This is a genomic window from Microbacterium sp. SORGH_AS_0421 (assembly GCF_030818635.1).
Lineage (GTDB): Bacteria > Actinomycetota > Actinomycetes > Actinomycetales > Microbacteriaceae > Microbacterium.
Window position 1 is genome coordinate 1283131 of the sequence record NZ_JAUTAO010000001.1, and the last position, 12014, is coordinate 1295144.

Annotated in this window: 9 protein-coding genes and 1 pseudogene; 9 read left to right on the forward strand and 1 reads right to left on the reverse strand. The window is 71.8% G+C overall.

The genetic code is table 11. The features are described from left to right. The first annotated feature begins 124 nt into the window (after positions 1-124). The 7 genes and pseudogenes from QE416_RS06110 (at position 125) to QE416_RS06140 (ending at position 7994) form a co-directional block, all read left to right on the forward strand. Positions 125-1540 carry an FAD-binding oxidoreductase gene (locus QE416_RS06110; RefSeq protein WP_307314406.1) on the forward strand — a complete coding sequence of 472 codons (1416 nt, stop codon included), beginning with the start codon at positions 125-127 and terminating at the stop codon, positions 1538-1540. A 36-nt stretch (positions 1541-1576) separates the two neighbouring features. Continuing rightward, positions 1577-3232, forward strand: coding sequence for an ABC transporter substrate-binding protein (locus tag QE416_RS06115; protein ID WP_307314407.1), 1656 nt, complete (start codon positions 1577-1579; stop codon positions 3230-3232). A 66-nt stretch (positions 3233-3298) separates the two neighbouring features. Then, positions 3299-4315 (forward strand): ABC transporter permease, encoded by a 1017-nt coding sequence (locus tag QE416_RS06120; protein WP_210072637.1) that lies wholly within the window; start codon positions 3299-3301, stop codon positions 4313-4315. After that, complete coding sequence (locus QE416_RS06125; RefSeq protein WP_307314408.1) at positions 4312-5160, forward strand: ABC transporter permease; 849 nt, start codon at positions 4312-4314, stop codon at positions 5158-5160. Before QE416_RS06120 ends, QE416_RS06125 begins: the two co-directional genes overlap by 4 nt. Then, positions 5157-5324, forward strand: a pseudogene (locus QE416_RS06130) (ABC transporter ATP-binding protein); the annotation flags it as partial. The gene QE416_RS06125 and the pseudogene QE416_RS06130, both read left to right, overlap by 4 nt. Before the next feature lie 145 nt (positions 5325-5469). Further along, a complete protein-coding gene (locus tag QE416_RS06135) occupies positions 5470-6813 on the forward strand; it encodes an ABC transporter ATP-binding protein (RefSeq protein WP_307314410.1) in 1344 nt (447 codons plus the stop codon). Continuing rightward, complete coding sequence (locus QE416_RS06140) at positions 6810-7994, forward strand: PLP-dependent aminotransferase family protein (RefSeq protein ID WP_307317864.1); 1185 nt, start codon at positions 6810-6812, stop codon at positions 7992-7994. The genes QE416_RS06135 and QE416_RS06140 overlap by 4 nt, the downstream gene beginning before the upstream one ends. Positions 7995-8333: 339 nt before the next feature. Here QE416_RS06140 and QE416_RS06145 read toward each other — a convergent pair whose 3' ends face one another. Further along, positions 8334-9353 (reverse strand): LLM class flavin-dependent oxidoreductase, encoded by a 1020-nt coding sequence (locus QE416_RS06145; RefSeq protein ID WP_307314411.1) that lies wholly within the window; start codon positions 9351-9353, stop codon positions 8334-8336. 164 nt (positions 9354-9517) lie between these two features. On the opposite strand from QE416_RS06145, the gene QE416_RS06150 reads away from it, so the two are divergent. Next, complete coding sequence (locus tag QE416_RS06150) at positions 9518-10612, forward strand: MSMEG_0568 family radical SAM protein (RefSeq protein WP_307314412.1); 1095 nt, start codon at positions 9518-9520, stop codon at positions 10610-10612. After that, complete coding sequence (locus QE416_RS06155; protein WP_307314414.1) at positions 10612-12003, forward strand: MSMEG_0567/sll0787 family protein; 1392 nt, start codon at positions 10612-10614, stop codon at positions 12001-12003. The genes QE416_RS06150 and QE416_RS06155 overlap by 1 nt, the downstream gene beginning before the upstream one ends. The last annotated feature ends 11 nt before the right edge of the window (positions 12004-12014 follow it).

The window sequence follows — 12014 nt, forward strand, 5'->3', positions numbered from 1 at the left end:
CGCTGCGAGACGCATCGTTTCGGCCGGTGACGCATCGCGACAGACCGTTTCGCTCGAGGTGAGCGCGTCGCCGAGGCCGCCTACGTTCGGCGTGATCACCGTCCCCGTCGAGAAAGGTCCGCCCATGAGTGTCCCCACCGCGATCGCCCCGACCACGGCTCTGTCCGCTCTGCTCGACGACCTGCGCGGGGAGGCACCCGACATCGAGGTGCGGGCGTCCTCGCCCGAGACGGCGGAGTTCGGCTACGACGCCGGCACGGCGCCCCGCCGCGACGCCCTGGCGCCCGACGGGCCGGCGGTGGCGTTTCCCGCGACGGTCGCCGAGGTACAGCTGCTGGTACGCCTTGCCGCACGTCACGGCGTCAGCGTCGTGCCGCGAGGGGCGGGCACCGGTCTCTCGGGCGGCGCGACGGCCCACGCCGATCAGCTCGTCGTCTCGACCGACCGCCTGACGCGGATCGTCGAGGTCTCGCCCGCCGACGAGGTCGCCGTCGTCGAGCCCGGCGTGCTCAACGCCGCCCTGAACGAACGCCTCGCCCCCCTCGGCCTGTTCTACGCCCCCGACCCCGCGAGCTGGCGCATCTCGACCATCGGCGGCAACATCGCCACCAACGCCGGGGGCCTGCGCTGCGCCAAGTACGGCGTGACCCGCGAATCGGTGCTGGCCCTCGACGTCGTGCTCGCCGACGGCAGCCTCGTCTCGGTGGGCCACCGCTCGATCAAGGGCGTCACCGGCCTCGATCTGGTGTCGCTGTTCGTCGGGTCGGAGGGCGTGCTCGGCATCGTCGTGGGTGCCACCGTGCGCATCCGCCCCCTCCCCGTCGCGCGTCGCACGGTGACGGCGTTCTTCGACTCGACGAGCGCGGGAGCGGCGGCCATCGGAGCCATCACGGCCTCGCGCGTGCGTCCCAGCGTGATCGAGTTCCTCGACGAGCCCACCCTCGAGGGCATCGACGCGGCCCGGGATTCCGGGCTCCGTGCCCGCGGCGCAGCACTGCTGCTCATCGAGCTCGACGGCTTCGGCATCGACGAGCAGACCGCCGAACTGACCACCGCGCTCGAGGCCGCCGGTGCCCGCGTGCGGGTCGAGAGCGACACGGATGCCGAGATCCTTTGGGAACTGCGACGCTCGGGACGCCGATTCGACGAGCGGTCCTGGTTCGCCGGGGGCGACGTCGCCGTGCCCAAGTCGCGCATCGCCGAGGTGTTCGCCGGCTTCCCCGCGATCCAGGCCCGCTACGGCGTGGCCGTGAGCGCCGTCGCCCACGCCGGCGACGGCAACCTGCACCCGGTCATCACCCTGCCCATCCCGGTGGACGCCGACCCCGCCGTCGTCCCCGCGTCGGTGCACGACGCCGCCGATGCGCTGGTGCGCGCCGCCCTCGCCGTCGGCGGCACCGTCAGCGGCGAGCACGGCATCGGCACCGTCAAGCGCGCGCTCGCCGCCGAGGAGCTCGCCGCCCGGGTGCGCGAGGCCCAGCTCGCGATCAAGACCGCGCTCGATCCCGCCGGGCTGTTCAACCCCGGCAAAGCCCTGTAACCCGCATCCCACCGCACACGCACCCGAGGACACCCCATGACCACTCGCCTCCGTCCGCTGCGGCGCCTTCTCGGCGTCGCCTCCGCCCTCACCGTCGGTGCCGTCCTGCTGAGCGGGTGCGGCGCCGGCTCGACCGCGGCCCCGGCCGCCGATGCCGCGCCGAAGTCCGGCGGCGACCTGGTGTTCCTCATCGACTCGCTCGGTGCCACGTGGATCCCCAACAACAGCTCGATCTCGAGCTACCAGGGCCACATCTGGGGGCACCTGACCGACAAGCTCGTGTACGTCGACGCCGAGGGCACGCTGAGCCCGTGGATCGCCGAGAGCTGGGACGAGAACGCCGACAAGACCTCGTTCACCCTCCACCTGAAAGAGGGGGTGACCTTCTCGGACGGCACGCCGCTGGACGCCGCCGCCGTCGTGGCGAACATCGACATCTGGGCGAAGGGGCGCCCCGACGAGGGCATCAACCGCATCGGTCTGTTCCCCTCGGCCAACTACGTCGGGGCGGAGGCGGTGGATGCCACGACGGTGACGGTGTCGTTCGCCGCTCCCACCCTGAGCTTCATCCCGACGCTGGCGTACCACGGGTCGATCCTGCTCTCGCCCGCGACCCTCGCCCTCCCCGCCGACCAGCAGGCCGACCTCGCGAACGACATCGGCAGCGGTCCCTTCGTCGTCGAGAAGGTCGCCGACGGCGACAGCGTCGTGCTGAAGAAGCGCGACGACTACGACTGGGGTCCCGAGGCGCTCGGGCACGACGGGCCCGCCTACCTCGACTCGATCACCTACAAGCAGGTCGCCGAACCCTCGCTGCGCACCGCCTCGGTCGAGTCGGGCCAGGCGCAGGTGGCGTACAACGCCAGCCCGCAAGATCTCGAAGCGCTCAAGAGCGAGGGGCTCACGGTCGAGACGCCCCGTTACCTGGGCTTCGTCAACGGCTACGCGCTGAACACCTCGGTCGCCCCCTTCGACGACATCAGGGTGCGCCAGGCGGTGCAGCACGGCATCGACCGCGACGAGATCCTCTCGACCGTCTACACCGAGGACTGGCACGCCGCGGAGTCGTTCCTGCAGAGCACGGTGCCCGAGGCGACCGATCACAGCGCCGACTTCGCGTACGACCCCGACGAGGCGGCATCCCTTCTCGACGAAGCCGGATGGGTGAAGGGTGCCGACGGCGTGCGCACGAAGAACGGCGAGAAGCTGTCGTTCACGCTCTACCCCAACCCGTACCTGCAGGCGTCGCAATCGGTCGACGAGCTCGTCGACCAGCAGCTGACCACCCTCGGTTTCGAGGTGCACCTCGAAACCTACGACGTGCCGACCTACGGACAGAAGGTCATCGGCAACGCGACCGTGCCGGCGACCGAGATCACCCGAAGCTTCGTCGACGTCGGAACGGTCGCGGGCGTCCTGACCTCGCAGAAGAAGGGCGACGAGGACTGGTTCAAGGTGGGCACCTCGGATGCCACGCTCAACGACCTGTCGACGCGCATCGCCACGGCCACCGACCGTGACGCCCGCGCGAAGGTCGCCGACGAGCTGCAGGGCTACGTGCTCGACCAGGGTTACTTCGTGCCGCTCACCCAGATCGTGCAGCGCGTCTACGTGCAGGCCCCCGACGTCAGCGGCGTCAGCTACAACGGCCTCGCCTACGCGTACTACCTGGACGCCTGGTTGAACGACTGATCGCCGGGGGCGGATGCCACGGCATCCGTCCCCCGAACCGTTCCACCGAGACGAGAGGAGGAGAGCATGTTCCGCACCTACGGCCGCTTCGCGCTGCGCCGCACCGGCCAGGCGCTCGTCGTCGTGCTGCTGGCGTACCTGTTCACGTTCTTCGTGATCAGCATCCTGCCCGGCGACCCCGTCACGAGCACCCTGCGCAACCCCGACAACGGCTTCACCGAGGACGACATCGCCCGGATCGTGGCGTACTACGGCCTCGACCAGCCCTGGTGGGTACAGCTCGGATCGTCGCTCGGACGCTTCGTGGTCGGCGACCTCGGTGTCTCACTGCGGTCGAACCTGCCCGTGAGCACTCTCGTGCTCGACGCGCTGGGGTCGACGCTGAGCCTTGCGGCGGCCGCCCTGCTGGTCGCCGTGGTGCTCGCCGTCGCGATCGCGTACGGCACGCAGTTCCTCCCCGCGCGCTTCGGTCAGGGCGTGCTGCGCTCGCTGCCGTCGCTGTTCCTGTCGGTCCCGAACTTCGTGATCGGCCTGTTGCTGATCCACGTGTTCGCCTTCGGGCTCGGACTGTTCAGCATGATCGACACCGAGACGCCCTGGGGCACCTTCTTCGCGGCGGTGGCCCTCGGCATTCCCGTCTCGGCGCAGCTCGCGGAGGTGCTCATCGCCTCGCTCGATCACGAGTCGCGGCAGGAGTACGTCGCCGTCGCGCGCTCGCGGGGCCTGCGATCGGGGGCGCTGTTCCTGCGTCACCTCGTGAAGCCCTCGGCGCTGCCGACGGTCACCGTTCTCGCCCTCATCGTCGGAGAGCTCCTCGGCGGCGCGCTCATCACCGAGGCGATCTTCGGCCGCGTCGGAATCGGCACCCTGGTCGAGTCGTCGGTGGCCAGTCAAGACCTCCCCGTCCTGCAGGCCGTGGTGTCGCTCGCCGCCATCGTCTTCGTGGTCGTCAACCTGCTCGCCGACCTCGCCTATCCGCTGCTCGACCCCCGCGTGTCCATCGGCTCGCGCGGGCGCGCGGTCACGGCGACCCCGCGCGAAGAGCCGGCGTCGCTGCTGCGGGAGGAGGTGAGCGTCGTATGACCGCCGCACTCGCCGCGCCGCCGCGCTCCGTCGTCGCCCGGGCCCGCGGCATCCGCCTCGCCGTTCCGTTCGGCGTCATCGTGTCGTTCCTCGTCGTGGCGGTGGTGCTGGCGTTCTCGCTCGCGCCGACCCTGTTCACGTCGCAGAACCCTGCGCAGGGCGTGCCGGCCGACAAGCTGCAGCCGCCGAGCGCCGCGCACCTGCTCGGCACCGACCACCTCGGCCGCGACCTGTTCGCGCGCATCGTGTTCGGCGCGCAGTCGTCGGTGACGAGCGCCCTGGTCGCCGTCGCGATCGGCGTCGTCGTCGGCGGGCTCATCGGTCTGCTTGCCGGGTTCCTCGGGTCGTGGACGGACACCGTGCTCGCCCGCTTCGTCGACGTGCTGCTGGCGATCCCGGCGTTCCTGCTCGCGGTCGTCATCGTCAGCTCCCTGGGCTTCCAGACCATCAACGCCGCGATCGCCACGGGCGTCTCGGCCGTCGCCGTGTTCGCGCGGGTCATGCGATCCGAGGTGCTGCGGGTGCGGTCGTCGGTGTTCGTCGAGGCGGCACGGCTGCAGGGCGGATCGAGCCTGCACGTGCTGTTCCGGCACGTCCTGCCCAACGCCTCGCGCTCGCTCATCCCGCTCGCCGTGCTGCAGTTCGGCCTGTCGATCCTCGTCATCGCGGGTCTGGCGTTCCTCGGCTACGGCGACCCGCCCCCGGCATCCGACTGGGGTCTGCTCATCTCGGCCGGCAAGGACTACCCGCGCGCGCCGTGGCTCGTCGTCTGGCCGGCACTGGTCACGGTAGCGAGCGTGCTGTCGATCAACCGCATCAGCCGGTGGCTGAGGAGGACGTCATGACCATCACGCTCCCTCTCCGCGAAGAGGCGCGCGCCACGCCCGCTCCGCTCCTGCGCGTGCAGGACCTCTCGGTCGCGTACGGGCGCACCCCCGTGGTGCACGACGTGTCGTTCTCGATCCCGCCCGGGGGCAGCCTCGCCCTCATCGGCGAGTCGGGCTCGGGAAAGTCGACGATCGCGCGGTCGGTGCTGCGGCTGTTGCCGCGCGCCACCGGGCGGGCGAGCGGGCGCGTGGGAGTTCGGCGGCGACGAGCTGCTCGGGCTGAGCGAGGCGCGGTTCCGCCCCTTCCGCGGCCGTCGCATCGGCTTCGTGCCGCAGGATCCCTCGCACGCGCTCAACCCCGTGCGCACCGTGGGGGCGCAGGCGCACGAAGCGGCTGTGCTGGCGGGGATCACGGATGCCGGCGCCCGGCGCGAAGCCATCCTCGAGGTCTTCGCCCGCGTGGGCCTGCCCGACCCGGGTCGGGTCTACGGCTCGTACCCGCATCAGCTCTCCGGCGGCATGCTGCAGCGCGTGCTCATCGGTCTCGCGGTGCTGCCGAAGCCCGAGCTGCTCGTCGCCGACGAGCCGACGAGCGCGCTCGACGTGACCATCCAGAAGCGCATCCTCGATCTGCTCGGAGAACTGCGCGCCGAGCTCGGCATCGGCCTGCTCCTCATCACACACGACCTCGCGATCGCTGCCGAGCGCACCGACGAGATCGTCGTGCTCAAGGACGGGCGGGTGCAGGAGGCCGGGCGCACGCGCGAGGTGTTCCAGGCGCCGACCTCGCCCTACACGCTGCAGCTGCAGGCCGACGCCCCGGCGCTCAACCCCGACCGCTACCGGCACGCCGACGGACGCGGGGTCGACGCGTGGACCACCGACACCACCGCGACCCGCATCGAGGTGCGCGAGGTGTCGAAGAGCTTCGTGGTCGACGGGTCCGAGCGCGCGGCGGTGTCGGCGGTGTCGTTCCGCGTGCCGCCGGGCACGACCCACGCGCTCGTGGGGGAGTCCGGCTCGGGCAAGACCACGACGGTACGGCTGCTGCTGGGCCTGGAGAACCCCGACGCCGGCGAGATCCTCGTCGACGGCAAACCCGCGACCGGACGCACCGAGGCGGAGCTCCGCGGCATCCGTCGCCACCTCCAGCTCGTGTACCAGAACCCCTTCACCTCGCTGGATCCCACGTGGAGCGTCGGGCGCATCGTCCGCGAACCCCTCGACCGCTACCGCGTCGGCACGCGCGCCGAGCGGTCGGCCAAGGTCGCCGAGGCCCTGGATGCCGTGGGCCTGTCGCCGCAGCTCACCCGCCGTCGCCCCGACGCGCTGTCGGGCGGCCAACGTCAGCGCGTCGCGATCGCCCGCGCCCTGGTGCTCGAACCCGACGTGATCGTGCTCGACGAGCCGACCTCGGCGCTCGACGTGACGGTGCAGGCGGGGGTGTTCGACGTGCTCCGCCGACTGCAGCGCGAACGCGGCCTGACCTACCTCTTCGTCTCGCACGACCTCGCGCTCGTGCGGCAGATCGCCGACACCGTCTCGGTGCTCAAAGACGGACGGGTCGTGGAGGCCGGGCGGGTGACCGACGTGCTCTCGCACCCGCGCGAGGAATACACACGGGCCCTCGTCGACGCGATCCCCACCCCCGACCTCCGGAGTTCCCGATGAGCGTTCTCGCCCCCTCCCGTCCTGCGCTCGTGCAGGCTTTCACGGCGCCGAAGGGGTTCGGCGACCAGACCCTGCGCGATCGTCGCCCGGACGCGATCGAGCTGCTCGGCGGCATCCCGGACCCCTCCGTACTGCCGACCGTCGAGCTCGCCGAGGCGACCGCCCGGGTACTCGGTCGCGCCGGTGCGCCGTCGCTGCAGTACTCGCGCACCGAGGGCATCCCGGCTCTGCGCGAGTGGATCGCCGCGCACGAGGGCGTGCCCGTGGAGCGCGTGCTCGTGACCAACGGCGGCTTCCACGGCCTCGCGATCGCGGTGCAGACGGTGCTCGAGCGCGGCGACCTCGTCGCCGTCGACAACCCCGTCTTCCCGCTGTTCTTGCGCGGCCTCGAGCTCGCCGACGCGCGCGTGCTGCCCATCCGCGTCGGCTCCGACGGGCTCGACGTCGACGCCCTGGCATCCGAGCTGCGTGCCGGCGAGCGCCCGGCCGCGGTGTACACGGTGCCGGAGTTCCACAACCCCTCGCAGTCGTCGTTGCCGACTGCCCGGCGGCGCGAGCTCGTGGATCTCGCCGAGAAGTACGGCTTCGTCGTCTTCGCCGACGACCCCTACCGCGAGCTGCGCTTCCACGGCGAGCCCGAGTCGCTCGCGCCGTTCCACGACTCCGACCACGTCATCCACGTCAACACCTTCACCAAGACCCTCGGCCCGGGCCTGCGCCTCGGCTGGGTCGTGCTGCCCGAGCGCCTGATTCCGGATGCCGTCGCCCTGCGCAGCCGCCAGGACGGGCACTCGTCGACTTTCGTGCAGGCGGTGGTCGCCGAGCTGCTGACGAGCGATACCGGACTGTTCCCGCGCGTCTTGGGGGCGGCGCGGGAGCTGTACCGGTCGCGGGCGCACGCTCTGGCCGACGCGCTCTCGGCATCCGGCTTCTTCGACGTCACGGTGCCCGACGGCGGTCTGTTCCTGTGGCCGCGTCTGACCGACGACTCCCTGGATGCCGACCGCCTTGCCGCCGACGCGAGCGCCGAGGGCGTGGAGTACCAGCGCGGGTCGTTCTTCCCCTCGGGGCCCGGGACGGATGCCGACCGGCACCTGCGCCTCGCCTACGGCGACACGTCGGAGGAGCTGTTGCTCGAGGCGGCGGCGCGGCTGACGCGGGCGGTGGCGCGGCAGCGCTGAGCGCGCGGGGATACGGGGGCTGGGGCCGCAGCGCTGAACGCGCGGGGGCCACGGGGGCGGCGTTCGCTCAGGGATCTGCACAACCTCAGTCCGCTGGGGGGTGTTCGGGCTGAGGTTGTGCGGATCGCTGAAGTTGTGGCGGGCGGCGCGAGAGTGTCTCGCGCTCGCGCGCTGATGGAGATGGCTGCGTGCTCACGGCCCGCGGCCCCGCGCGTGACGACGTGACCACCCGTGAGTGTCCAGAACACCCGGACGCCGCGAAGAATCGTCCGGGTTTCTTGGACACTCAACCGGCTGGGGGCGGGGGCGACGGGACGTGGGGCGTGACGAGCCCCGGCGTCAGGCCGTCGGCGCCCACCCGAGCAGCGGCCCCAACCGCCCGGCGATGTCCTCGAGGATTCGCGCGTAGTCGTCGGGCTCAAAGGCGAAAGGCAGCGCGAACGCCACCTCGTCGACCTGCGGGAACGACCGCGACGACAGCAGACGCTCCGCGATCTGCTCCGAGGTGCCGACGATGTCCTCGGCGAACAGCAGACCGCGGGGGCCCTGAGGGATGCCGACGCGTCCCCGCCGCGACTCCGCGTACGCCTCGTAACGTCGGCGCTGCTCCGGCGTCGCCGAGTCGGTCGGCACGACCACGAGCCCCTGGGACACCCGGGCGTTCTCGCCGTCGGGGTGCGTCTCACGGTAGAGGCGGATCTGCGCGTCCTGCTCGACGTCGAAGTCGGTCGAGTGCACCGACTGGATGACGCTGCTGGTCAGCAGATGGAAACCGTTCTCGGCCGCCCAGGTGGTGGATGCCGGGCTCCCGGCGCCGTACCAGAGGCGGTCGGCGAGGCCCGTGGAATGCGGCTCGACGCGCTCCGAGTACTCCTCGATGCCCTCGGTGCCCGAGAACGGACTGACACGCTCGCCGGCGAGGAAACGGCGCAGGCGAGCGAGGCGCTCGTAGCCGAAGTCCTCCTGATCGGCGGTGTCGGGGTACAGCGCGGGGGCGATCTCGTCGTAGCGTCGCGGAGCCCCGACCGAGAAGCCGGGCTCCAGCCGCCCGCCCGCGAGGACGTCGACCGTGGCGAGGTCTTCCGCCAGGCGCAACGGGTTCTCCCACCCGAGCGGGATCACCGCGGTGCCCAGGCGGATGCGGCTCGTGCGCTGCGATGCCGCGGCCAGCACCGCCACGGGGGACGAGATGCCGTACTGCAGGTGGCGGTCGCGCAGCCACGCGCTGTCGAAGCCGAGGCGCTCGCCGCGCTCGATGATCGACAGCGTCGTCTCGTGCCCGGCCCGCGGGTTCTCGCGGTCGAACAGGCCGATGGTGAGGAATCCGAGGGAGCGGAGCGGTCGGGTCACCCTCGTCACGCTAACGGCGTCGCCGTCGGGGAGGGGGTCGCGGCGTCACGGTCCGTCATCGCGGGTTCCGGCCCTCGCCCGGGCTGAACGGAAGCGCGAACACCCAGGATGCGGAAACAGAACCGCTATCCGCTGGACGTCGTCTCGAAATACGCCATCGTTCTACTGGGGGAATGGACAACGCTTCAGCGCTCGCACCCGCCGACCGTGATCGCGTCTCGACGCGTGTCAGCCTAGCCCTGCTCGGCGTCCGCAGCGACGCCCCCGTCCGCCGCACCGGCGGAGCCGGCCCGAGCGACGACGGCCACTTCGTCGTCGACGGCGAGGGCGCGGCCATCCCCCTCAATCCGAACAGCCCGTACGTCATCACCGCGTCCGGGCGCCTCACCCGCGACGGTGCCGATCTCGGCTTCGACGTCGCCCCGGTCGTGCGACCGAAGTTCTACGACCTGCAGACCGACGAGGGCGTGGCGTACGACAAGATCGCGAAGCTCCACGGCAAGAACGTGCTCGCCACCACGGTCGTGCAGACGTGCGTCCGCTACGACGAGAGCGAGCGTTGTCGCTTCTGTGCGATCGAGGCCTCCCTCGATGCGGGTACGACGATCGCGGTGAAGACGCCCGCGATGCTCGCCGAGGTCGCCGAGGCGGCTGTGCGCTTGGACGGCGTGACGCACATGGTCATGACCACCGGCACCTCGAACGGCTGGGACCGCGGCGCCAAACACCTCGCGCGTTGCGTGCGGGCTGTCAAGGCCGCCGTCCCGCAGCTCGAGATCCAGGTGCAGTGCGAGCCGCCCGCCGACCTGCAGGCCATCACCGACCTGTACGACGCGGGCGCCCGATCCATCGGCATCCATGTCGAGTCGATGGACGACGACGTGCGCCGCCGATGGATGCCGGGCAAGTCCCGCGTGAGCATGGACGAGTACCGCGCCGCGTGGCGCGAGGCCGTGCGGGTGTTCGGCTGGAATCAGGTGTCGACCTACCTCATCGTCGGCATGGGGGAGGACCCCGATGAGGCGGTCGAGGGGGCGCGCGAGCTGATCGAGATGGGCGTGTACCCGTTCGTCGTGCCGTTCCGCCCGCTCAAGGGCACGCTCGCCACCGACGTCGATAAGGTGCCGGCCCCGCACCGCGCGGTCGTCGACGACATCACGTCGCGGGTCGCGCAGCTGCTGCACGCGGCCGGCATGCGCGGTGAGGATCAGAAGGCCGGGTGTGCCGCGTGTGGCGCGTGCAGCATCCTCAAGACGGCGGGCGCGTGATGTTCGACGTCCCTGTGCTGACCGGCGCACGCCGTGCGCAGGAGGCGCCCGCGTGGGTCATCCGGGTGGCGGATGCCGCCGACCTCGCCGCGTACCGCGCGATCCGGCGCGACGTGTTCGTCGGCGAGCAGGGGCTCTTCGCCGGCACCGACCACGACGACATCGACGACGACCCCCGCACCGTGGTGCTGGTCGCGGCGACCGCCACCGGTGACGTGCTCGGCGGGGTGCGGCTCGCGCCCGCCACCGCGCGCGACATCGGCTGGTGGACGGGCGGACGCCTGGTCGTGCGCCGCGGCGCTCGACACGCGGGCGGGATCGGTTCCGCTCTCGTTCGCGAAGCGTGTCGTGAGGCTGTGAGCCGCGGCGTGCTGCGCTTCGACGCCACGGTGCAGGAGCGCAACGAGCCCCTCTTCCGCCACCTCGGGTGGGTGCGCTGGGGGGAGGCCGTGATCGGCGGCGCGCCGCACGTGCGGATGCGCTGGCCCATCGACCGCATCGCCGACCTCGTGGGGGCCATGAAGCTCCCCCTCGGCGACGTGCTCGCCGGCATCCGCGACGACCATCCCGAGTCCCTCGGCGGCGACGGCTGGGTCGGAGACGACGGGGCGCTCGTGTCGGGCACCGACGTCGTGGTCGCCACCGACGCGATCCTTCCCGCCCTCATCGACAAAGACCCCGAGTGGGCCGGATGGTGCGGAGTGCTGGTCAACGTCAACGACCTGTCGGCGATGGGTGCGCGGGCGGTGGGACTGATGGATGCCGTGTCGGCGGCCACCCCGTCGGCGGTGCGCCGCATCGTCTCGGGGCTGCGCAGCGCCGCGGTCGCGTGGGACGTGCCGATCCTCGGCGGGCACACGCAGCTGCGGGGGGCGTCGTCGCTGGCGGTGACCGCGCTCGGTCGCACGACCGCGCCGATCCCCGGCGGGGGTGGGCGGGTCGGGCACCGGCTGGGCCTCACCGTCGACCTGCACGGCCGCTGGCGCCGCGGCTTCGAGGGGCGCCAGTGGGACTCGACCTCCACCCGGACGGGCGAGGAGCTGCGGCACCTGGCAGGGCTCCTCGCCGCGCACCGGCCCGCTGCGGCGAAAGACGTCAGCATGGCCGGCATCGTCGGCACGACGGCGATGCTCGCCGAGGCGTCGGGCACGGGCGCGCGCATCGACGTGGCCGACATCCCCGCGCCGCCCGACGTCGCCTTCGGCGACTGGCTCACCTGCTTCCCGGGGTTCGGCATGCTCACCGCCGATGCGCCCGAGATCCCCTCGCCGCTCGCGCACTCGGCCACGATCGGCGAACTCAGCGCCGAGCCCGGAGTCGTCCTGCGGTGGCCCGACGGCGTCGAGACCCGTGCGCTCGACACGGATGCCACGGGCCTCGGCCAGGCGTAACGCAACCTCTT